At 38.0% G+C, this 21,563-nt stretch carries 23 protein-coding genes; 1 reads left to right on the forward strand and 22 read right to left on the reverse strand.

Going from position 1 to position 21,563, the window contains the following annotated elements; genetic code table 11:
• Nucleotides 1-25: 25 nt before the first annotated feature.
• Entirely contained in the window at nucleotides 26-976 is a 951-nt protein-coding gene (locus ACO1DI_RS07330) for a 4-hydroxy-3-methylbut-2-enyl diphosphate reductase (RefSeq protein ID WP_014458200.1), read from the forward strand.
• A 43-nt stretch (nucleotides 977-1,019) separates the two neighbouring features.
• On the opposite strand, the gene ACO1DI_RS07335 is transcribed toward ACO1DI_RS07330, so the two are convergent.
• The 22 genes from ACO1DI_RS07335 to ACO1DI_RS07440 all read right to left on the reverse strand — a co-directional run bounded on the left by ACO1DI_RS07335 (nucleotide 1,020) and on the right by ACO1DI_RS07440 (nucleotide 21,396).
• Nucleotides 1,020-2,141 (reverse strand): Nif3-like dinuclear metal center hexameric protein, encoded by a 1,122-nt coding sequence (locus ACO1DI_RS07335; RefSeq protein ID WP_423145187.1) that lies wholly within the window; start codon nucleotides 2,139-2,141, stop codon nucleotides 1,020-1,022.
• A complete protein-coding gene (locus ACO1DI_RS07340; protein WP_423145188.1) occupies nucleotides 2,138-2,842 on the reverse strand; it encodes a tRNA (adenine(22)-N(1))-methyltransferase in 705 nt (234 codons plus the stop codon). Before ACO1DI_RS07340 ends, ACO1DI_RS07335 begins: the two co-directional genes overlap by 4 nt.
• A 169-nt stretch (nucleotides 2,843-3,011) precedes the next feature.
• Nucleotides 3,012-3,371 (reverse strand): cytochrome c550, encoded by a 360-nt coding sequence (gene cccA / locus ACO1DI_RS07345; RefSeq protein WP_013085044.1) that lies wholly within the window; start codon nucleotides 3,369-3,371, stop codon nucleotides 3,012-3,014.
• A 131-nt stretch (nucleotides 3,372-3,502) separates the two neighbouring features.
• Nucleotides 3,503-4,642: an acyl-CoA dehydrogenase family protein gene (locus ACO1DI_RS07350; protein ID WP_013059218.1), complete on the reverse strand. Its 1,140-nt coding sequence runs from the start codon at nucleotides 4,640-4,642 to the stop codon at nucleotides 3,503-3,505.
• A gap of 382 nt (nucleotides 4,643-5,024) precedes the next feature.
• Nucleotides 5,025-6,158: an RNA polymerase sigma factor RpoD gene (rpoD, locus tag ACO1DI_RS07355; RefSeq protein WP_014458197.1), complete on the reverse strand. Its 1,134-nt coding sequence runs from the start codon at nucleotides 6,156-6,158 to the stop codon at nucleotides 5,025-5,027.
• 65 nt (nucleotides 6,159-6,223) lie between these two features.
• Nucleotides 6,224-8,032, reverse strand: a complete 1,809-nt coding sequence (dnaG, locus tag ACO1DI_RS07360) for a DNA primase (RefSeq protein ID WP_014458196.1) — start codon at nucleotides 8,030-8,032, stop codon at nucleotides 6,224-6,226.
• Nucleotides 8,033-8,073: 41 nt separating this feature from the next.
• Nucleotides 8,074-8,544, reverse strand: a complete 471-nt coding sequence (locus ACO1DI_RS07365; protein WP_080564741.1) for a YaiI/YqxD family protein — start codon at nucleotides 8,542-8,544, stop codon at nucleotides 8,074-8,076.
• A 311-nt stretch (nucleotides 8,545-8,855) separates the two neighbouring features.
• Nucleotides 8,856-9,659 carry a pyruvate, water dikinase regulatory protein gene (locus tag ACO1DI_RS07370; protein ID WP_014458195.1) on the reverse strand — a complete coding sequence of 268 codons (804 nt, stop codon included), beginning with the start codon at nucleotides 9,657-9,659 and terminating at the stop codon, nucleotides 8,856-8,858.
• Nucleotides 9,660-9,692: 33 nt separating this feature from the next.
• Entirely contained in the window at nucleotides 9,693-10,331 is a 639-nt protein-coding gene (locus tag ACO1DI_RS07375) for a helix-turn-helix transcriptional regulator (RefSeq protein WP_025750542.1), read from the reverse strand.
• A gap of 258 nt (nucleotides 10,332-10,589) precedes the next feature.
• Nucleotides 10,590-11,354: a DNA repair protein RecO gene (recO, locus tag ACO1DI_RS07380; RefSeq protein ID WP_014458194.1), complete on the reverse strand. Its 765-nt coding sequence runs from the start codon at nucleotides 11,352-11,354 to the stop codon at nucleotides 10,590-10,592.
• Nucleotides 11,355-11,381: 27 nt separating this feature from the next.
• Nucleotides 11,382-11,525: a YqzL family protein gene (locus ACO1DI_RS07385; RefSeq protein ID WP_014458193.1), complete on the reverse strand. Its 144-nt coding sequence runs from the start codon at nucleotides 11,523-11,525 to the stop codon at nucleotides 11,382-11,384.
• Nucleotides 11,526-11,680: 155 nt separating this feature from the next.
• On the reverse strand, nucleotides 11,681-12,586 hold the full coding sequence (era, locus tag ACO1DI_RS07390) for a GTPase Era (RefSeq protein ID WP_013059225.1): 906 nt from the start codon (nucleotides 12,584-12,586) through the stop codon (nucleotides 11,681-11,683).
• Nucleotides 12,579-12,977 carry a cytidine deaminase gene (locus tag ACO1DI_RS07395; RefSeq protein WP_014458192.1) on the reverse strand — a complete coding sequence of 133 codons (399 nt, stop codon included), beginning with the start codon at nucleotides 12,975-12,977 and terminating at the stop codon, nucleotides 12,579-12,581. The genes era and ACO1DI_RS07395 overlap by 8 nt, the downstream gene beginning before the upstream one ends.
• 91 nt (nucleotides 12,978-13,068) lie before the next feature.
• On the reverse strand, nucleotides 13,069-13,440 hold the full coding sequence (locus ACO1DI_RS07400; RefSeq protein WP_016765589.1) for a diacylglycerol kinase family protein: 372 nt from the start codon (nucleotides 13,438-13,440) through the stop codon (nucleotides 13,069-13,071).
• A complete protein-coding gene (gene ybeY / locus ACO1DI_RS07405) occupies nucleotides 13,424-13,894 on the reverse strand; it encodes an rRNA maturation RNase YbeY (protein WP_014458190.1) in 471 nt (156 codons plus the stop codon). The genes ACO1DI_RS07400 and ybeY overlap by 17 nt, the downstream gene beginning before the upstream one ends.
• The gene (locus ACO1DI_RS07410; protein WP_035335158.1) at nucleotides 13,891-15,999 is read right to left on the reverse strand and encodes an HD family phosphohydrolase; all 2,109 of its coding nucleotides are present in this window, start codon (nucleotides 15,997-15,999) and stop codon (nucleotides 13,891-13,893) included. The genes ybeY and ACO1DI_RS07410 overlap by 4 nt, the downstream gene beginning before the upstream one ends.
• Nucleotides 16,000-16,062: 63 nt before the next feature.
• On the reverse strand, nucleotides 16,063-17,037 hold the full coding sequence (locus ACO1DI_RS07415; RefSeq protein ID WP_014458188.1) for a PhoH family protein: 975 nt from the start codon (nucleotides 17,035-17,037) through the stop codon (nucleotides 16,063-16,065).
• A gap of 3 nt (nucleotides 17,038-17,040) precedes the next feature.
• The gene (gene yqfD, locus ACO1DI_RS07420; RefSeq protein WP_014458187.1) at nucleotides 17,041-18,228 is read right to left on the reverse strand and encodes a sporulation protein YqfD; all 1,188 of its coding nucleotides are present in this window, start codon (nucleotides 18,226-18,228) and stop codon (nucleotides 17,041-17,043) included.
• A gap of 16 nt (nucleotides 18,229-18,244) precedes the next feature.
• The gene (gene yqfC, locus ACO1DI_RS07425) at nucleotides 18,245-18,529 is read right to left on the reverse strand and encodes a sporulation protein YqfC (RefSeq protein WP_013059232.1); all 285 of its coding nucleotides are present in this window, start codon (nucleotides 18,527-18,529) and stop codon (nucleotides 18,245-18,247) included.
• A 59-nt stretch (nucleotides 18,530-18,588) separates the two neighbouring features.
• On the reverse strand, nucleotides 18,589-19,050 hold the full coding sequence (locus ACO1DI_RS07430) for a hypothetical protein (RefSeq protein WP_014458186.1): 462 nt from the start codon (nucleotides 19,048-19,050) through the stop codon (nucleotides 18,589-18,591).
• A 31-nt stretch (nucleotides 19,051-19,081) separates the two neighbouring features.
• Complete coding sequence (gene floA, locus ACO1DI_RS07435; RefSeq protein ID WP_013059234.1) at nucleotides 19,082-20,065, reverse strand: flotillin-like protein FloA; 984 nt, start codon at nucleotides 20,063-20,065, stop codon at nucleotides 19,082-19,084.
• The gene (locus ACO1DI_RS07440) at nucleotides 20,065-21,396 is read right to left on the reverse strand and encodes an NfeD family protein (RefSeq protein WP_014458185.1); all 1,332 of its coding nucleotides are present in this window, start codon (nucleotides 21,394-21,396) and stop codon (nucleotides 20,065-20,067) included. Before ACO1DI_RS07440 ends, floA begins: the two co-directional genes overlap by 1 nt.
• Nucleotides 21,397-21,563 lie beyond the last annotated feature (167 nt).

Below are 21,563 nucleotides of genomic sequence, written 5' to 3' on the forward strand. Positions count from 1 at the left end.
GGATTATGATGAGGAGGAAATTGAAATGAAAGTTATTAAAATTGCACCGCGCGGCTATTGTTATGGTGTAGTAGACGCAATGGTCATTGCACGAAACGCCGCTTTAGATAAATCATTGCCTCGACCAATCTATATCTTAGGAATGATTGTTCATAATAAACACGTTACAGATGCGTTTGAAGAGGACGGCATTATCACACTGGACGGTGCTAATCGCCTAGAAATCTTAGACCAGATAAATGAAGGAACCGTTATTTTTACTGCGCACGGAGTATCTCCAGAAGTAAAAGAACGAGCAAAAGAAAAAGGCTTAACAACAATCGATGCTACATGTCCGGATGTTACAAAAACCCATGACCTTATTCGCCAAAAAGAAAAAGAAGGTTATGACGTTATTTATATTGGAAAACGAAATCACCCTGAGCCAGAAGGTGCACTTGGTATCGCACCAGATATCGTTCATTTAATTGAAAAAGCAGAAGACGTAGCCGATTTAAATATTCAACGTGAGAAAATCATTGTAACAAACCAGACAACAATGAGTCAGTGGGACGTTGCAGAAGTAATGGAAAAGGTAAAAGAAAAATATCCGCACGCTGAAGTTCACAAGGAAATTTGTTTAGCTACACAAGTTCGCCAAGAAGCTGTAGCCGAGCAAGCAGGTGAAGCAGATGTTACAATCGTAGTAGGAGATCCTAAAAGTAACAATTCAAACCGTTTAGCTCAAGTATCAATGGAGATTGCCGGCACTGAGGCATATCGTATTGGTGACATCTCAGAGCTTCAGATCGAATGGTTGATGAACGCGAAAACCGTAGCTGTTACGGCAGGCGCATCTACCCCTACTCCAATTACAAAAGAGGTCATCAATTTTCTAGATCAGTTCGATCCGGAAGATGAAACAACATGGACACGTGAAAAAAGCGTACCTCTTTCAAAAATTTTACCAAAAGTTCGAACAAAAAAATCGTCTTAATAGATGCAAAAGAAGGTGTTGACATTCGTCAACACCTTCTTTGTTACATAAACGTAAATGGGTTTGTGTCTACTTTTGAATCAAATACTTCACACTCAAAGTTTTTCGCATTAAAAAGACTGTTTAATACACGCGTTACACCTTGTCTCATGACTTTTTCAACATGATGACCAGGATCTACAACGTTTAATCCCATTGCCATTGCATCATGCGCAACATGGAAGTACAAATCACCTGTTACATAGGCATCTACTCCGCTAAATTTTGCGTTTGTAATATATTTGTTTCCGTCTCCGCCAAGAACAGCTACTTTTTTCACAGTGGCATCCATAGACCCTACTACTCTGACACCATCTACATCCAATGCTTGTTTAACGTGATCGGCAAACTGTTTTAACGTCATCTCTTCTTTTAACTTACCAATTCGTCCAAGTCCAAGCGTTTCGCCCGTTTGTTCCACTGGATAAATGTCATAGGCTACTTCTTCGTAAGGATGAGCACTGAGCAGGGCACGAATAATTTTATTTTGTTGACCTGCTTCAAAAATAGTTTCAACCTTTATTTCATTGACACGTTCTAGCTCTCCTTTTGAGCCAATGTATGGATTGGCTTCTGAAGAAGGTTTAAATGTGCCTTCGCCTTCTGTTGAAAACGTACAGTCACTGTAAAGGCCAACATGTCCAGCTCCCGCATCACAAATAGCTGTGCGCACTGCTTCAGCATGATTTGAAGGAACAAATACAGCAAGCTTTTTCAGCTCAATAGACGTTGTTGGAACCAGCACTTTTGTCTCTTGTAGCCCCAATGCTTCGGCCAATAAGTCATTTACTCCGCCTTTAGCTATATCTAAGTTTGTATGAGCAGCATATACGGCAATATCATGTTTGATGCATTTCTCTAAAATACGCCCTTCAGGACGATCTGTAACCACTTGTTTTAGAGGTCTAAAAATAGGAGGATGATGAGCAATAATCAAATCCACTTGTTTTTCAATCGCTTCGTCTACAACGGTTTCAAGAACATCTAACGTTACCATTACTTTTTTTACAGGCTTGTTTAACGTTCCAATCTGCAAACCAATTTTATCTCCTTCAACCGCTAAATGCTTGGGAGAAAATGATTCAAATGCTTCAATTACTTGAAATCCGTTAGGGATTTTACTCATTTTAACGCCTCCTCAATTAATGAGATGTCTTGGGTAAGTTTTTGAAGTTTTACTTTGCTTTCCTCTGATTGAGCCTGCTCCATTTGGCTGACAATTTGTTGAAGATGATTTAGTTCATACGTCCACTTTGCAATAAAAGCAGAAGAGCGCTTTTCTTTTAAAATAGGGCCCATTAACACACCGGCTTCCACTTCACCCTTATAAGGAGCTAAGGCGTTTCCAGGTTCAGCGACGATGACTTCATACATACGACCGTCTTCTTCGATGATTTTTTCATCAATGATTTCCCAGTTATGTTGAATCAACCAGCTGCGAATATGATGTGAACCAATATTCGGCTGAAGCACAAGTCTTTTGACGCCTTCTAATTTCGCCTTTCCTTCTTCTAAAATCATCGTAATAAGCGTTCCACCCATTCCGCAGATTGTAATACAGTCTACTTCATTCGGTGATATTACTTCTAGGCCATTTCCTTTTCGAACGTCAATAACGTCCGTTAAGCTTGTTTTTTTCACCTGCTGAATAGCAGATTGAAGAGGACCTTCTGTAATTTCTCCTGCTACGGCACCGCTAATATATCCATTTAAATAAGCAAAACACGGCAAGTACGCATGATCTGAGCCAATGTCTGCTATCTTTGCTCCCAAAGGAATCGACTTTACTACTTCTTCAAGTCTTGTTGATAAGTTTAATTCATTCATTTTGTCACCTATTCTCTATGTGATTACTGTTCATTATTTTAACATAGATAGCTGCATGATTCCTATTTCTCTTCATGTTTTCATTCTAGCCGAATGCGTATAAAAAAATCATAAAAAAAAAGCCTGCTTTATAAATGAGCGGCTTTCCAGAAAATCATGTTTCTGAACTCTATTTAATTTCTGATACCCATTTAGCCATTTCCTTCGCTTTTTCCGGAGGAACCAGCCCGGCCGGCATGTTTCCTTTACCGTTCACAACAATATCTGCAATTTCGTCTTGAGAAACTTTTTTCCCAATTCCTTTTAACGAAGGACCTACTCCACCTTGATACTGATCACCGTGACAACCAATACAAGTTTTTTGATAAATTTCTTCTGGTTTAGCTGAAGCCTGCTGTTCCGCGCCACCGCCTTCTTTTTCAGCCGCGATTTCTTTTGCATTGTTCAATCCGTTGAACGAAAGCGTTAACATTAAAGCAATCCCAATTACCGCAATTAATAAAAATGGTATTAGCGGATTTCGCTTCACTCACTATACCCCCTTTATGTATTCCCATCCCTAGAAATAACAAAATAGTATAAGCACTTTTATTTTACTTGAAAATGCTCATAAGTGAAAGGGTTTTATTTACATAATTAACTAATTTCTTATTACTTATCTTAACAGCCAATTTGCCTTGCGATAACCGAGCGCTGAATTTCTGAAGTTCCTTCTCCAATTTCTAAAAGCTTGGCATCTCGTAAATACCGCTCCACGTGATACTCCTTCATGTAGCCGTATCCTCCATGAATCTGAACAGCTTGACTGGCTACTTCCATACAAATTTCAGAAGCATACAGTTTACACATAGCAGCTTCTTTCGTAAATGGCTTTCCTTGGTCTTTTAACCACGCTGCTTTATACACCATATTTCTTGCTAACTCAATTTTCATCGCCATATCAGCTAATTTAAACTGAATCGCTTGAAACGATGAAATAGCTTTCCCAAATTGCTTTCTTTCCTGCGCATATGACAGTGCTTTTTCATAAGCCGCTTGAGCGATTCCAACGGCCATTGCGCCAATTCCAATTCTTCCTCCGTCGAGCGTCATTAGAAATTGTTTAAAACCTTCTCCTCTTACACCGAGTAAATTCTCTTCAGGCACTTCAACATCCTCTAAAACGAGTTCAGTTGTATTTGAAGCATGTAGACCCATTTTCTCGTAATTGTCTATTACAGTAAAACCTCGAGCTTCTGTAGGCACGATAATAGCTGAAATTTCTTTTTTACCTTCTGTGCGATTTGTAACAGCCGTTAAAGCTAAAAACTTTGCATAGCTGGCATTCGTAATATAGCATTTACTTCCATTAATCCTAAATGTTCCATCCTTCAACACTGCTTCGGTCTCCGTTCCCCCCGCGTCACTTCCTGCGTTCGGTTCGGTTAAACCAAACGCTCCAAAAGATTCCCCAGAGCATAAAGCAGGTAGGTACTGTTCTTTTTGCTCCTTTGTTCCGAATAAATAAATAGGTGCCCCCCCGAGCGAAACATGAGCTGAGTATGTAATTCCTGTAGAGCCACAAGCTTTACTTAATTCCTCTACGACAATAGCAAAACTAACCGTATCTGCTCCTCCGCCTCCATACTCTTCAGGAAAAGGAAGCCCCATTACACCAAGCTCACTTAACTTTTTAAAAACATCAAGCGGAAATTGCTTACTTCGATCGCGCTCTAGTGCATTCGGTGCTACTTCCGCTTCTGAAAACTCTCTGAGCGTCCGTTGAATCATCTTTTGTTCATTGGTTAATTCAAAATTCATTTTTATTCCCCCTAAAAAAATGTATACGCTTACATTATTTAATTATAATTCATTTTTGTAAATTTTCTCAACTTTTAAAACGTTTTAATTTTTTCATGTTATAATAGAGAAGTACTAGTCAAAGCATGAATAAAATGATAGCGATTCCATTTTTCGGATGTTTAAAAGGAAGTTGAACAGCTTATGCTCTGGAACAAAAGAATATAAAGGAGCATTTGCAAAACGAAGGACAATTCAGTAAAATATATGAAAGAAGAAAAGTTGGTAAAAAAATCAATATACTTCTTCAAAATGCGTTTTTATGAAATTTATTCCATAAAAAATAGATAGCCCCTTTCCTCTAGGAAAGAAGCTATCTCATAAGCGTTATTTACGCTTTTATCTATTCTAAGAAATCTTTTAAACGTTTGCTTCGGCTAGGATGACGAAGCTTACGAAGCGCTTTAGCTTCAATTTGACGAATACGCTCACGCGTTACGCCAAATACTTTTCCTACTTCTTCAAGCGTACGCGTACGTCCATCGTCCAGACCAAATCGGAGTCTAAGAACATTTTCTTCGCGATCTGTTAACGTGTCAAGAACGTCTTCTAACTGCTCTTTTAATAATTCATATGCAGCATGTTCAGAAGGTGATGTTGCATCTTGGTCTTCAATGAAGTCACCTAAATGAGAATCATCTTCCTCACCAATTGGTGTTTCAAGAGAAACCGGCTCTTGAGCAATTTTTAAGATTTCACGAACTTTTTCTGGTGTTAAGTCCATATCTTCTGCAATTTCTTCAGGAGATGGTTCGCGACCTAAATCTTGTAGAAGCTGACGTTGAACACGAATTAGCTTGTTAATCGTTTCAACCATATGAACGGGAATACGAATCGTTCTCGCTTGGTCAGCAATTGCACGAGTAATAGCTTGACGAATCCACCATGTCGCATACGTACTGAATTTATAACCTTTGCGATAATCAAATTTTTCTACCGCTTTAATAAGACCCATGTTTCCTTCTTGAATTAAATCAAGAAACAGCATACCGCGCCCAACATAGCGTTTAGCGATACTTACAACAAGACGTAAGTTTGCTTCAGCAAGACGACGTTTCGCTTCTTCATCGCCTTCTTCAATACGTTTTGCTAAATTGATTTCTTCCTCTGCTGACAATAAGTCAACGCGTCCGATTTCTTTTAAGTACATACGAACTGGATCATTAATTTTCACACCAGGAGGTACACTTAAATCATTTAAATCAAACTCTTCTTCTTTTGACAGTTCTTGAATATCGGGATCGGCATCGTCATCATTTGCTTCAGATTCACTCATTACTTCAACACCTTGTTCTCCAAGGTATTCATAATATTCATCCATTTGATCGGATTCAATTTCGAAGTTCGACATACGCTCTGCAATTTCTTCGTATGTGAGTACACCACGTTTTTTTCCGATTTCGGTCAATTGATCTTTTACTTGTTCAATTGTTAAATCTGAATCAAGTTGTTTTGATTGAGCTGATTTTTCAGCCATCAGATCCCCTCCTTCCAAAATTTTAAGGAAAACCTTCTAAAAGTGGGACTAATACGCAATATCGTTTATTTTAACGTTTTTTTCAACTGTAAAATTTCCATTGCTATTGTCGCAGCTTTTAAATAATCTTTTTGACGCTCTGCTTCTTGCTTTTCTGCTTCTTTTTTTTCTATCGCTACCCTTTGTGGATAAACCAATATCGTTTGGATATAATCATTCAAAGCTTGCTCCGACAATTCATCATTGATTGACATCATCGCCAATTCTGAAGCTAGACTAGACAACGAAGACTCGGGCAACCGTTCGATAAATCCGCTCGGATTAGGCTCGTGTCCTTCCTCGTAATAAGCATACAAATATAGAACAAGCGCACGATGTTCCTCGACATTGAACTGACCTTGAAGTCGGTCTTGAATTCTAAATGCTACATCCTTATCTTTCAACATATGAGCGATCAAAAAACGTTCTGCATTTTGATAAGCCGGTAATAAGCTTTTCTTTACGACTGGTTGTCTATTTATATTATTTCGATTTGGAGAATCATTATCCTTTTTCTTTTTTTCAGTTCGATACACTTGATACTGCTGTTCTTTAAGCGCATCTAATGAAATGGAAAACTCTTGGGCCAATTGGCGTAAATAATGATCTCGCTCTACGGCTTTCGTAAGGAGGCTTATTTCTTTCAAAACGTCTTCAATGTACTGCATACGTTCAGATTCATTTTGTAGATTTCGTTTTCGGCGGAGATACCTCATTTGAAATGCCATAAAGGTCAAGCTGCTATTAATAACATCATTTTGAAACTTCTCTGCCCCGTATTCTTTAATATAATCATCCGGGTCATAACCATCCGGCATCACAGCAATCTTAACGGTACAACCCACATTTGTTAAGATAGCAGTTGCTTTGTGCGCTGCTTCAATTCCGGCAGAATCTGCATCATAGCAAATGATAACGGACTCTACATTTCGGCGAATAATCTTGGCTTGTTCTTCTGTTAAGGCAGTTCCCATTGTTGCAATTGCGTTCGGGCACCCCGCTTTAACAGCCGAAATAACATCTGCAAATCCTTCAAATAAAATAACCTGCTGATTTTTGCGTATATGTTTTTTAGCGCGGTGAAAGTTGTAGAGTGTGCGACTTTTGTTAAAAATAGAAGTTTCGGGACTGTTTAAATATTTAGGCTGCCCTTTTATCTCTTTTAGCAGGCGCCCTGAAAATGCAATTGTTTTGCCTTGCAAGTCAGCAATAGGAAACATAATTCGATCGCGAAAACGATCAAAGTACGTTTCATCTTGGTTGCGTTTAATGATTAAACCTGCATGTTCCATCTCTTGCGGATCAAACCCACGTTTTGTTAAGAACTTACTTACAAATTCCCACGAATCTAAAGCAAAACCTATCTCAAATTCATCGATAATTTCTCGTGAAAACCCTCGATTTATTAAATAATCATAAGCATCTTGGCCTTCTTTTGTATTTACCAATAAATGATGGTAAAATTTCTTTAAAAGCTCGTGTGCTTCAATCATTTTATTGCTAGGCTTTTGATTATCTTCTTCATGAGGATGTATCTCATGTTCGAAAGGAATATCTCCTTTTTCAGCAAGCTGCTGAGCTGCTTCTGTGAAGGACAGTCCTTCTAATTCCATTATGAATGAAAATGAATTCCCTCCTGCACCGCATCCAAAGCAATGATAAATTTGTTTATCAGGCGATACTGAAAAAGACGGTGTGCTTTCCCCATGAAACGGACAGAGTCCAAAATAATTGCGCCCTTGTTTTTTTAGTTGTACATAATCGCTTATGACGTCGACAATATCTACTGAATGCCGAATACGGTCGATTACTTCATCAGGAATTCGATTTGCCATAGTAACAGCTCCGTATTTCATATAATATTCTTCACTAAGTGCTAAATTCCTGCAAGTTTCGACAACATTTTTTCAAAAGCTTGAATGAAATGCTGGCGATCTTCTTCACTAAATGCCTTTGGGCCTTTAGTATGACGCCCTGACCGTCGCTCTTTTGCAGAAACATAGCGAAAGAAAAGCACCGTATTCATTTCGTCGTCATTATAGTACTTTCCACGAGGAGACAGTGCGTAAACCCCTCGACTTACTAACATGCTTGCTAAGCCAGTATCTTGAGTTACAACAATATCCTGCTTGACTGCGTGATTTAAAATGTATAAATCTGCGGCTTCCTTTTCTGCATCCACATAGACCCATTTTCCTGGTGTAGGATTTGTTTGCATGTGAGCATAGGAAGCAACAAACACAAGCTCGATGTCATATGTATGTGTAAGTTCAACGATTTCTGCTTTAACAGGGCACGCATCAGCATCGACAAAAACTTTACTTTTTCTTTTGCTATAACTCTGTATTCTACATCCCTCCAGAGATTCCTTCTAACAATTTGTTATTTCCTGTAGATGGCATTTGTCGAATACTTTTTTCGATTTTGACTTGACTTTTATATAAATAGTTTATTCGTTCTTAACAAAGTCTAAACCTAAAACTATTCTTTTTTATCACAATTTTTTATTATAATATAAACAACCTATATTTTCTATACAAAAGTCACTTGTTTTTAAAAGTTCTGTCATATTCATATTACGTATATCTTCTTAGGCTTACAGTCTATAAACATAAGAAAGCAATCTCCTTTCTGTCACGCACAGAGGAGATCCATCGTTTATTTCTTTTTGATGGTATTAAGAATGATACCAGCTGTTTCTTCTACGGCTCTGTTGGATACGTCAACTACTTCACAGCCAATCTTATCTACAATCCCTTGGAAAAATTCAAGTTCTTCTTTAATACGGCCAATATTAGCATAAATTGCTTTATCGTTTAGCCCAAGAGACTTCAAACGCTCTTTACGAATATCGTTTAATTTTTCAGGACTAATAGTAAGCCCTATACACTTCTCAGGTGATACATGAAACAGCTCTTCTGGTGGATCTACCTCAGGTACAATTGGAACATTGGCTACTTTCAAACGCTTGTGTGCTAAAAATTGAGAAAGAGGTGTTTTAGATGTTCTTGATACACCGATTAATACGATATCTGCTCTAAGAATACCTCTCGGATCACGCCCATCGTCATATTTCACTGCAAATTCAATCGCTTCTACTTTCTTAAAATAATCTTCGTCTAATTTTCTAGCCATTCCAGGCTCATAGCGAGGAGAAAGTTGATAAGAAGATTGAATTTTATCAATTAAAGGTCCAATAATATCAAATACCTCTACCCCGTTCTTGGACGCTTCTTGAATTAAAAATTCTCTCATTTCGGGCTTTACTAACGTAAAGCCAATAATAGCGTTGTTCAACTTCGCTACTGAAACCACTTCTGAAAGTGTTGCGATGTCCTCTACGTAAGGTACTCTTTTAATTACAAAGTCCGTCATATTGAACTGACTTGATGCAGCCTTTACAACTAGTTCAGCTGTCTCACCTACAGAATCCGAAATGACATAAAGACATGGGTTGTTCATATTTTGTGCATCCCCTTTTTAATCCTTTTTCACTTATAATACTTCATCGTTTGCTAATGCTACTAGTAATTTTGTAATATTTGTTTTGGTAATGCGTCCCACCACTTCAAAATTGCCGTCTCCCTCTTTAATAACGGGCATAGCATCAATCTGTTTTTCAATTAAGATCTTAGCAATATCAATTAACAAATCTTCGCGATAGCAATATGTAATGTTGGGCATTCTCGTCATGATAATATGAACAGGAATAGATGTGAGCTCTTGCTTTCCGATACTTGCGCGCAATAAATCTTTACGCGACAGTACTCCCACTAGCTGGGATTTCTCATCCACTACAAAAAGGGTCCCCACGTCTTCTAAAAACATTGTACAAATAGCATCATATACCGACACATTTTCGTTCACGACTACCGGGATAGACTGATATTCTTGCACCTGTATTTTTTTTATTTTATCTGTAAGAAGCTGTGCTCCTGTTTTACCTGTGTAAAAGTAACCGACGCGCGGTCGCGCTTCTAAATAACCAGCCATTGTTAAAATAGCCAAGTCCGGTCTTAGTGTTGCCCGCGTAAGGCTAAGCTGATCTGCAATATGTTCGCCTGTAATAGGGCCTTCGTCTTTGACAATTTGCAAAATTTGTTCTTGTCGTTTGTTCAGTTCGATTGTACTCACCACCTAATCATTAAATGTGACATACTATTTATAAAACATTATATACTTTTTAAGCAAAAGTAAAAGCTATAACTTATTAATTTTAGCATTTTATCTTTTTAGAATGCCGTTTATTTTACCACGGCTTCTCAAAAAAAGCAGGCATTACGCTTACAATAAGCGAAACTATCCCTTCGCTCCACAGTAAAAAGGGTGTCCTCTACACACTACGAGGCACCCTAGCGACAGCAATTCCTTGCATATCACTGATTATCTTTTCTATTTCTCATCAGAGAGCGATTGTTTTAAAGACTCCATCTGATTCAAAAACCGCTTTGTTTTTAAAAACAATCCTGAATATTCTTCGTAATATTGATCAATTACAAACTTTAATTGTTTTTTTGTTTCAGGCTTAACAGAAATAGAACCTAACCGCTTTAAATCAATGTAATAAAATAGTCTTAATAGTTTAACCGTCATCGGACTAATTTTCAAATGATAAGGATCTTTTTCTAAGCATCGATGACAAATAAACCCGCCTTCTCGAATGGAAAAATGAAATGTTCCTTCACCTCGATGGCAGACTGCACATTCATTTAATGTAGGATGAAGACCTAGAACGTTTAACATTTTCATTTCATAAATAAATGTTAAGATCTCTGCATCATACTCTTCGTTCATATAATGAATAGTTTGGTGCAGCAACTCAAATAGAAATGGATTTGGTTTATTGTTCTCAGTAGCTTTATCCGTTAATTCAAGAATATAAGAAGCATACGCTGTTGTGAAGATATCTTCGCGTATGCTTCTCATAGATGAGATAACTTCTCCTTGATGGAGAGTACCCATTCCCGAACCTGCTTGTATAAAAAAGTATCCATACGTAAATAATTGTGTGACGGAAGCCAAGCGACTACTGGGCTTTTTTGCCCCTCTTGCCATGAGACCCACTTTTCCGAGTTCACGTGAATAAATGGTGACAATTTTATTTGATTCACCGTAATCATTCGTTCGAATGACAATTCCTTCACACTTTTTAAACAATCATCATCACCGCCATCTTACAGAAGGCTAAGACAAGGGAGAATTGAGACTTTCGCTGTTGTCCTCATATGTTTCGGGTCTTTCTTTCACTTCATTTTCAAGTTCCTTAAAAATGAGATAAGTATCAATGCTACCTGTTTGTGAAAAAATGTTCCAAGTAAAATTCAACATAGAACTCCCACCTTTCTAACCATAAAGATCAGATACATATTTCAATTCCTTATGTTTAGAATAGCCTTCCGACGTAAAATCATGTAACACAATTTTTTACAAATTACCTTCTTTTATGAAAGGATATAAATCGACGTAAACTAGAACTTAAATGATTAATATTCGTCTTCTCTAAATCCAAAGTCACGGAGATGCGACGCTCGGTTTCGCCAATCTTTTTGCACTTTTACCCATAGTTCTAAAAATACTTTTGAACCTAAAAGGGCTTCAATGTCTGCTCTTGCTTTTCTTCCTACCTCTTTTAACATTTTTCCTTGCTTTCCAATTACGATGCCTTTTTGTGAATCTCTTTCGACGATAATTGTAGCGCCGACGTAAACAGCACCATTATCTCGTCTTTGCATAGAATCCATCACAACGGCAATAGAATGAGGTATTTCTTCCCTCGTTGCATGCAGTACTTTTTCACGAATCAATTCCGTAATAATAAAGCGCTCTGGATGATCTGTTACTTGATCTGCCGGATAATATTGCGGACCTTCCGGCAATCGCTGCTTAATTTGATCAAGCAAACGCTCCACGTTATTTCCTTGTAAAGCTGAAATTGGCACAATTTCAGCAAAAGGATATAAGTCTTTATAATTCGTGATAATTGAAAACAATTCGTCTGGATGAATTTCATCAATTTTATTAATCACAAGGAAAACAGGCGTTTTTGTATCCTTTAAACGCTCAATAATAAATTCATCGCCTCGACCTAAGCCTTCTGTTGCGTTAATCATAAATAAAATTAAATCTACTTCTTTAAGCGTATTTTGCGCTACCTTCATCATAAAGTCGCCTAATTTATGCTTTGGTTTATGAATTCCTGGTGTATCAATAAACACAATTTGCGCTTGATCTTCCGTATACACACCCTGAATTTTATTTCTAGTTGTTTGCGGTTTGTCACTCATAATCGCAATCTTTTGACCAATTACTCGGTTCAAAAAAGTTGATTTCCCTACGTTTGGTCTTCCAATAATTGAAACAAAACCTGACTTAAATTCATTATTACTCATGTAAATCCTCCGATGAAAATGCTCCTGGAAGTAATTCTTCCACAGTTAATTCTTGTATGTCATTTTTAAAATTGGTTAATATAACTTTCATTTCTTTTGGACAAAGCTCAGAGATTACTTGTCTGCATGCTCCACACGGAGAAACAGGACGATCAGTATCAGCTACTACAGCAAGTGCTGCATACTCTTTATCTCCTTCTGAATAGGCTTTAAATAAAGCCGTACGCTCAGCACAATTGCACATGCTATAAGCTGCATTTTCAATATTGCAGCCGCGATAAACCTTTCCATCTTTCGTCAATAAAGCTGCACCAACTTTAAATTTTGAATACGGTACATAAGCCATTTCACGAGCTTTTTTCGCCTCATCAATCAGTCCGGTCTTATCCATTTATCCGCTCTCCTTTTGCGCTTCTACATGTCTTTTAACTTGTCCTTTTTTATTATACCACGGGGGTGTAAAGAACAAAAAAGAATCCTTTTTAAAACAAATACTTTAAGAAAATAATTCCTCCTATAAGGACAGCAAAACACGCATAGACCAACACCGCGGCTGCGGCTGCATCTTTTGCGTGTTTGGCTAGTATGTGATATTCAGGAGAAACTAAATCGACAACTTTTTCAACTGCTGTATTCATTAACTCCAAGCTGAACATGCCTGCAATCAAAAGCAGCACAACCGTCCATTCACCAGCTGTAATTGACAGCACGGCGCCTAAGAGAAGGACGATGAAAGAAGCTGCTACGTGAATTTGCATATTTCTCTGTGTTTTACAAACATAGAGAAACCCTTCTATTGCATAACCAAAGCTACTGACAACTTTAGCTATCCCCTTTTTATCGCGAGAGTCCATATTGTTCTAAAATATCTTTTTGGCGTGTAAACATCTCTTTTTCATCTTCTGATGTTTCATGGTCATATCCAAGCAAGTGCAAGAAACCGTGAACCGTTAAGAATCCTAGCTCCCTCATAAACGAGTGATTGTATTCTTCTGCTTGCTCATGAGCTTTTGGAATCGAAATGACAATGTCCCCTAGGACTCTTGGCATCTCATCTCCGATAATTTGCATTTCATCTTCGCCCATTTCTTCTAGCGCAAACGATATTACATCCGTTGGCTGGTTTTTATGGCGGTATTGATGATTGATTTCTTGAATTCGATCATTATCCACAAATGTAACGGATACTTCTGCATCCTCTTGCAGATTTTCATATATAGCAGCAGCTTCAAGCAGCTGCTCAAGCTCTTTTTGCTGTTCTTCACTTACTTCGTTTGTTTCATCAATAAAATCAATAACTAAACTCATACCTTCACCTTCTCTTTTTTTATCTCTGGATATTCGATTCGGGAATGAAAAATCCCATTTAAAGTTTCACATAGTGCTTGGCGAATTAACTCTAGCTCTTTGAGCGTTACGTTACACTCGCTAAGCTGTTCATCCTGCAAGCGATCTTTAATAATATTTCGAACCAAGTTCTCAATTTTTTCCGGAGTCGGATTGGACATTGACCTTACGGCTGCCTCTACACTATCAGCTATGCAAATAACCGCTGCTTCTTTCGACTGAGGCTTTGGTCCAGGATAGCGATATTCTTTTTCATCAATTTTTTCTTCTGTCTGTTCAAGTGCCTTATGATAGAAAAACTTAAGCAGGGTCGTTCCGTGATGCTGCTCTGCAATATCTACAATCTCTTTTGGAAACTTATGATTCCGCAAAATAGTAGCTCCATCTGTAGCATGTGCGATTATAATATTTTTACTAGTCTTCGGACTTAGTTTATCATGCGGATTAGTAATATTCATTTGATTTTCAATAAAATACTGCGGTCGCTTCGTTTTACCAATATCATGGTAATAAGCCCCGACTCTCGCTAATAAACCGTTAGCTCCTATCGTTTCGCACGCCGCTTCAGATAAGTTTGCCACCATTACACTATGATGATATGTTCCAGGTGTTTCGGTTAAGATTTTGCGTAATAGCGGATGATTAGGACTCGATAATTCAATCAGCTTCATCGTAGATAGAATGCCAAATCCACTTTCAAAAAACGGAAGCAAACCTATAGTTAAAACCGAAGCAATAACACCAGATGCAATTGACATCATGCTGTAATAGCCAAGCTCTACAGTGCCGATTTGGCCATTTTTAATAAAAATAATCGCAAAGCTGATAATTACGTTTACCATAGCTACAAATAGACCTGCCTGCAAAATCCGTGAACGCCTGTGCTGCCTGCTTAAAAATAAAATAGCAGCAATATTGCTAATTAAAAAGTAGATCCCGATGTTCATATTAAACGAGGTTGTCAATTCACCATTAAAAATAATGCTTCCACAAATAGCAAATACAATGCTTGATAAAATAGCAATGCGTTCATCCATTAAAATTCGAATCAGCAAACCTCCCACCGCAACAGGAGCTAAGAAACCAATTTCCGATAAATCAATTTGCTGAAACAAGCTTAAGATTTTCATGAGGCCAATCGTAATGGTTGCTACCAATACATACAACAGCAAGGGCTGATATGTCTTGGTGTGAAATTCACGTAAATAGTAAATGAGGCCCGCTATCATCATTACAATCAGCAAAGCTAACCCCGCAAAAGGCTGAATAGATCCTTTATTATTCAACAATCCCGCGAGCTGGAGCTGACGATATATATCAGGATTAATAAGCTGATTTTCTTCTACAATAATCTGGCCTTGTTTGATTCGGACAGGCTCCACTTTTTCCACAGCTGCTTGACGGTTTTCAGCTGTTTTTTGTGGATCATAAATCACATTTGGAATGATAGCGAATTTAGCAATTGCATTCATTGAATCCTTTAGGGAATTGCTGACATTGGTGTAAACAAGCTGACTTTCTACCTGGTCTTTTTTCTCTTCTACATCGCTAATCTTCACTTGATCTTTCATCACATGATGAACGGCCGTGACTACAGCATCTTTTGCAATCGATAAATCACTGTTAGAAGACTGAAGCAGCTGCTTAATGGTATCCTTTGGCAAGTTTTTTTGAATGTCTTCAGGAAGCTTGTCCTCTAGCATTTTTTGTTTGGTTTTTAATACGGCATCGATACTGTCATCTTCATGATCTTCTTTTTCATATTCTGTATTAACTTCCATCATCGCATCAAAAATAGATGCAACAAGATCGACTTGGTTCTGTGCGTATTCTGTTTTTTGTGTATACACATCTTCAACGGCTTGTTCTGCCTCTGCCCGTTTTTTCTCTGTACTCTCTTTATCTTCAATGGTAACGGGTGAGTAAATGGTTTGCGGGGAAATAGACAGTAATCTGAGATCTAATTCCTGCGGCTTTACATTGCTATACATAGACGCAAACATCATTACACCTAGCAAGGCATATAACCCAATTTGAATTAACCGTAATCGCTCGATCTGTGCCATTGTTTGCTTGATTATCCGAAACGTTGACACAAACGTACCCCCTTTTACAAAAAATAGACCCTATTAAGAAAGGGTCTTTTGGTCAGCTTGTTCGTACGCTTGAATGATGCGTCCCACAAGTGGATGGCGCACAACATCTGACTGTTCTAGATGAACAAATGAAATACCTTTAACATTGGTCAGGATTTTCGAGACAGCTGCTAGACCAGACTGAGCTCCTTTTGGTAAATCAATTTGTGAAATATCTCCTGTAATCACCATTTTGGACCCAAATCCTAGTCGTGTTAAAAACATCTTCATTTGCGCCATCGTGGTGTTTTGCGCTTCGTCTAAGATAACAAACGCATCATCTAGTGTACGACCTCGCATATAGGCAAGGGGTGCTATTTCAATAACTCCGCGTTCGATTAGGCGTTGCGTGTGTTCTGTTCCTAATACATCATGTAATGCATCGTACAGAGGCCGCAAGTACGGATCTACTTTTTCTTTCAAATCTCCTGGCAAGAAGCCAAGACTTTCACCTGCTTCAACAGCAGGACGTGTTAAAATAATACGCTGTACGTGACCATTTTTAAGAGCATTAACGGCCATGACAACGGCTAAATACGTTTTACCGGTACCAGCAGGCCCAATTCCAAATACCAAATCATTTTTCTTAATAGAAGAAATGTATTGACTTTGTCCTAATGTCTTAACACGAATAGTCTTACCTTTTACATTTTTACCAATCTCTTCTTCATATACATCTTCAAAAAACTCGAGAGAATTTTTCTTAGCTAATTGAATCGCATACACAACATCTCGTTCAGATATGGAAATATTTTTTCGGATAATGTTCAGTAACTTTTTAAGCATTTCTTCCACTAGCTGAACATTTTCTGTACTTCCCGAGACTACAACAGTCTCACCTCTTGAAATGATAGAGACCTGCATTTCTTCTTCAATTCGCTTTAAATTCGCATCTTGTACGCCAAATAATGAAATGGCTTCGTTTGAATCATCAAGTTGTACGTTAATTGTTACTAGCTGTTCTGACATTCATCAATCTCCTTGAATAATTGGTTGAGTGTTCGCAATATTTTCTATAACTTGGTAATGTATTGATAATCTAACTTTACCATTGTCCTGTTCTTGGTGCAAAACTTTTTCACCTTTTATTTTAGCATCCTCACCTAAAGTTGATAGTAATTTTTTTCGACCGATTTCCAAAGCTTTTTCCACCGCCTCTTGTTTAGAATAGACGCGCTGAGAGTTCTGTTCTTCTCGTACAGCAACTTTCTCATACGACAGAGGTAATTTCCATTTAAAAAAATAGAGTGGATGCTCCACTTTTTCTGTCACCCTTGAGCTGTATTTTTCTTTGTTAAAAGCCCAAAGAGGCATTTTAAAAGCTTGAAAATCTAAATAGTGCTTCGTATATCCATTACCCGTTAATACCTGAAAATCAGTTTTTAAAGGCACTTCTACCTCAGACTTGTACCATGTTTCACCGTAGACTTTCCCTTTAGCAGCTACTACTTTTTTATTTTTTTCGTTTCCGATAATACCGGAAACCAAGACCTCGCCTTCATTGACAAAATCATTAACCTTGACTAAAGGTTGTCCTTTTTCGACAAACAAATTCGTAATAATGGCTTTCTTTTTAGCAATTAAATGTTGGTAAGGTGTTTTTTGCTGAGGCTTGGGCTCATTTTTTTCAACCACTTGGAAGTGATAAGAAGTGCCGCGCACTTCTACTCCCACCCAGGTAATATTGTTCATATTATCCGTTAAATAGCGCTGAATTTTTTCAGGACTCTCTAACAGAAATTGAAACTCTCCTCTTTTTACACCTATTTTGGCAAGCTGCTTAGTCATTTGATGTTCTGTTTGTGGTTCTGCACCACTAATTTCCACTTTCCACACCATGTTGGAAAGCAAACCAAGAATAATAAAAAAAGAAAGAAAACCTAAAGCAAATCCACTATTTTTGATCACTCGCTTTGTTAAAAAAGGAAAACCTCTGCCTCTTATAAAATAAATTTTACAATCTGCGTTGCGAATTAGTATACGAATTTTCTTTACATCTTTCAATAATATCGTTGCTGTCGCTAGCTGACCGTCAACTTTATGGACATTCGAAATCATAATCTGTTGTCTCACACAATTATTTAAGAAACGTTCAATTCCTTTTCCAACAATTCGAATACGTACGGTACCAATAACAAAGTTTGTCCATCCATTCTTCATCTTTTTCCTCCTTGTGTTATTGTTCTAAATAAAGAACTTGATTGATTTTACCTTCTAAAACCAGTTCTTCTGGCAGTATTACTTTAATGACCAGTCCTTCACCTCGAATTAACATTTGTCCCTGTTTTAGTAACACGCGTATTTCAGTATCAGAAAAGGCTAATAAACCTTTATGATTTTCAATATAAATGTGTATTTGTCCAACTAACGTAATACGGGGAAGATCCATTAATACATCAGCGGGTAGTTCCATTGTTTTTGTCATCCATCTTTTCATTTGGTGTCTCCACTTTTTGCTCATAAAAAGAACCCCCTTTCATCTCATGTTTATGAGAAAGGGGGTTAATGTATCACATCTATTTATCGTTTATATTTACGTTGTTTCGATTTTGGCGGCCCCAGAATTTCGGACCATACCACTCCTTGAACAGCTTCTTTACGAGAAATGGGCTTGAGAACGTTTTTCTCACCCGTGATTTTTGGTTTGTCAACCGTGATTTTCTTTTGAATAGACGGTTCATGATGCGGACGATTTTTTAGCTCTTCCAATTTTTCTTGCAAAGGATTTGTTTCTGCTGAAGGAACAGTTTCCGGCTCCATACGAGCTGTTTTTGGCTCTTCTTTGACAGGACGATATCTAGGTCTTTCCCGCCTTGAAGGATTGTTTACAGGAGGCATAGGAGCTCTTTTAGAACGCTGCTGTTCTTCCTCTTTTGACTGAGCCATAAAACGCTGCACAACGTTAAAAATAATCCCTCCAATGATGACAAAAATGAAAGCATTATTAATAATTAGTTTAATAAGCGTTTCAACGATATTCATTAGGAGAAAACCTCCTTGTTAAGCTGATTCATTATTTCTCATCGTCTTCTTTAGACATTTTTCCAATTGAATCACGCATATCCGTATCAGCAGTCAAGTTTTGAATATTCATATAATCCATGACACCAATATTGCCAGAGCGCAGTGCTTCTGCCATCGCTAACGGTACTTCTGCTTCTGCTTCTACTACTTTTGCACGCATTTCCTCTACTTTTGCACGCATTTCTTGTTCTTGAGCAACGGCCATGGCACGACGTTCTTCGGCTTTTGCTTGTGCAATATTTTTATCTGCTTCCGCTTGGTCTGTTTGAAGAACTGCCCCAATATTTTTACCAATATCGATGTCAGCAATATCAATGGATAAGATTTCAAACGCTGTTCCTGAATCCAGCCCTTTTCCTAACACCGTTTGAGAAATCATATCAGGATTTTCCAATACTTTTTTGTGATCTTTTTGCGAACCAATTGTGGAAACAATCCCCTCGCCAACACGGGCAATAATCGTTTCTTCTCCAGCTCCCCCTACTAGTCGATCAATGTTTGCACGAACGGTAATTCGGGCTTTTGCCTTGACTTCGATTCCATCCATAGCCACCCCTGCAATAAAAGGTGTTTCAATAACTTTTGGATTAACGCTCATTTGCACAGCTTCGAGCACATCACGGCCCGCTAAGTCGATAGCTGCTCCGCGCTCAAATGTTAACTCAATATTTGCTCGGTGCGCTGCAATCAACGCATTTACCACGCGGTCAACGTTACCGCCTGCTAAATAGTGGCTTTCTAATTGATTAATGGTAATACCTAAACCTGCTTTACTTGCTTTAATTAACGGGTTCACAACGCGAGATGGTATCACTCGACGAAGTCTCATTCCGACCAGTGTGAAAATACTAATACGAACGCCTGCTGCTAATGCTGAAATCCATAGCATAATCGGTACAAAAGTGAAAAAAACAGCTAAAGCAATGATTGCTAGACCAATAACTACAAAAAACAATACGCTACCTACTTCCATTAATTAAGGTCCTCCTTTTTCAAAGGCTCTGTAAGCTTCCGCACCACAACCCTTGATCCCTCTACTTTTATAATATTTACTAACACATCTTTGTCTAAATATCCGCCTTCAGTGACTACATCCACATACTCTTCATCGATGAGCACGGTACCTGAAGGACGCAGCGGTGTTGTTGTTTTACCTTGTTTTCCTATTAATTCATAACGATTTTGATTCGATACATAACCAGATTCGGTATTAAGTGAATCATTAAGCACCATTTTTTTGAAAGGTGTAAGCTTTCTTTTAAAAAATTTCATCATCACAAACGCACCTCCCAGTGCCACCACTATTGCAATTACAAGAGAAATTCCCATTTCGACATTATTATCTGTTGACATAAAAAAACTTAAAATGATAGCTCCAAGCCCTAGTAGTCCTAAAATTCCGCCTGGTACTACAATCTCTAACAGAAGCAGTATAATTCCTGCTATAAATAAAACGACCGCTTCCATTCCTGCTAATCCTGCTACCATATGACCATAGAAAAATAAAAGAAGTGAAGCTACTCCAATAGAGCCCGCAATACCAAATGAAGGCGTAAACAATTCAATTACAATTCCTAAAGCACCAATGGATAATAAAATGGGCACAACAAGCGGATGGGTAAGAACACGAGCAATTTGTTCACTTACACTCATTTTTGCATACGTCAGTTTAGCATCTTCATAGCCAAGTACGCTCAGGAGATTATCTAAATTTTTTACAGTTCCTTCTGAATAACCAACTTGCTCGGCTTGCTTCGGAGTGAGCGTCAACAATTCGTTTCCTTTTAAGTTGAGCTCAGGTATTACCATCTTTGTGTTTGCCATCGCTTCTGCATATTTAGGGTTTCGGTTATTTTGTTCTGCTGCGCTCTTCATAGCCGATAACCAGTAGGACTGAGCTTTTTTTCCTGCTGCATTTCCCTGTTGGTCAATCACAGCTGCCGACCCCATTGTAGAACCGGGTGTCATATAAATTTGATCGGCGTTAAGTGCAATATACGCTCCGGCTGATAATGCTTTTTTATCGACAAAAGCAGCGGTAGGAATAGGTGTTGAGGTTAAGCTTTTAGCTATTTCAGAAGCTGCATCTACAGCTCCTCCAGGAGTATCTATGTCCAATATAATCAAGTCTGCACCGTCATTTTCCGCATCTTCAATGGATCTGTTTAGAAAAGAAAGCAGTCCATTTTCTACTGTTTTATTTACAGGAATAACGTGTACGCGCTTCACGTCAGCGGTGCTAATAGTGGGGAATAACCCAGTGGCTAAGATAAGAAAGCACACGAAAGAAAATAAGGTTTTCACCGAATACACTTCCCTCCTTCCATAGATAGTATGAGCATGTATCTGTATATACGAATAACTTTAACAATAGTTTCAAATTTTTTAAAATTTATCTATTTTATTCTTCACACTAGAAAAATAAAACATACGTTCGATTTCTATCCATATAAAAAACACCTTACACAAGG

This window comes from Priestia sp. 40, assembly GCF_049368575.1.
GTDB lineage: Bacteria > Bacillota > Bacilli > Bacillales > Bacillaceae_H > Priestia > Priestia zanthoxyli.

What these genes read in the sequence shown, in the direction of transcription:
- ACO1DI_RS07330 (WP_014458200.1), top strand. Translation starts at nt 26, where the DNA reads ATGAAAGTTATTAAAATTGCACCGCGCGGCTATTGTTATGGTGTAGTA.
- ACO1DI_RS07335 (WP_423145187.1), bottom strand. Translation starts at nt 2,141, where the DNA reads ATGAGTAAAATCCCTAACGGATTTCAAGTAATTGAAGCATTTGAATCA.
- ACO1DI_RS07340 (WP_423145188.1), bottom strand. Translation starts at nt 2,842, where the DNA reads ATGAATGAATTAAACTTATCAACAAGACTTGAAGAAGTAGTAAAGTCG.
- ACO1DI_RS07350 (WP_013059218.1), bottom strand. Translation starts at nt 4,642, where the DNA reads ATGAATTTTGAATTAACCAATGAACAAAAGATGATTCAACGGACGCTC.
- rpoD (WP_014458197.1), bottom strand. Translation starts at nt 6,158, where the DNA reads ATGGCTGAAAAATCAGCTCAATCAAAACAACTTGATTCAGATTTAACA.
- dnaG (WP_014458196.1), bottom strand. Translation starts at nt 8,032, where the DNA reads ATGGCAAATCGAATTCCTGATGAAGTAATCGACCGTATTCGGCATTCA.
- ACO1DI_RS07370 (WP_014458195.1), bottom strand. Translation starts at nt 9,659, where the DNA reads ATGAACAACCCATGTCTTTATGTCATTTCGGATTCTGTAGGTGAGACA.
- ACO1DI_RS07385 (WP_014458193.1), bottom strand. Translation starts at nt 11,525, where the DNA reads ATGTTGAATTTTACTTGGAACATTTTTTCACAAACAGGTAGCATTGAT.
- era (WP_013059225.1), bottom strand. Translation starts at nt 12,586, where the DNA reads ATGAGTAATAATGAATTTAAGTCAGGTTTTGTTTCAATTATTGGAAGA.
- ACO1DI_RS07395 (WP_014458192.1), bottom strand. Translation starts at nt 12,977, where the DNA reads ATGGATAAGACCGGACTGATTGATGAGGCGAAAAAAGCTCGTGAAATG.
- ACO1DI_RS07400 (WP_016765589.1), bottom strand. Translation starts at nt 13,440, where the DNA reads ATGGACTCTCGCGATAAAAAGGGGATAGCTAAAGTTGTCAGTAGCTTT.
- ybeY (WP_014458190.1), bottom strand. Translation starts at nt 13,894, where the DNA reads ATGAGTTTAGTTATTGATTTTATTGATGAAACAAACGAAGTAAGTGAA.
- ACO1DI_RS07410 (WP_035335158.1), bottom strand. Translation starts at nt 15,999, where the DNA reads ATGGCACAGATCGAGCGATTACGGTTAATTCAAATTGGGTTATATGCC.
- ACO1DI_RS07415 (WP_014458188.1), bottom strand. Translation starts at nt 17,037, where the DNA reads ATGTCAGAACAGCTAGTAACAATTAACGTACAACTTGATGATTCAAAC.
- yqfD (WP_014458187.1), bottom strand. Translation starts at nt 18,228, where the DNA reads ATGAAGAATGGATGGACAAACTTTGTTATTGGTACCGTACGTATTCGA.
- yqfC (WP_013059232.1), bottom strand. Translation starts at nt 18,529, where the DNA reads ATGAGCAAAAAGTGGAGACACCAAATGAAAAGATGGATGACAAAAACA.
- ACO1DI_RS07430 (WP_014458186.1), bottom strand. Translation starts at nt 19,050, where the DNA reads ATGAATATCGTTGAAACGCTTATTAAACTAATTATTAATAATGCTTTC.
- floA (WP_013059234.1), bottom strand. Translation starts at nt 20,065, where the DNA reads ATGGAAGTAGGTAGCGTATTGTTTTTTGTAGTTATTGGTCTAGCAATC.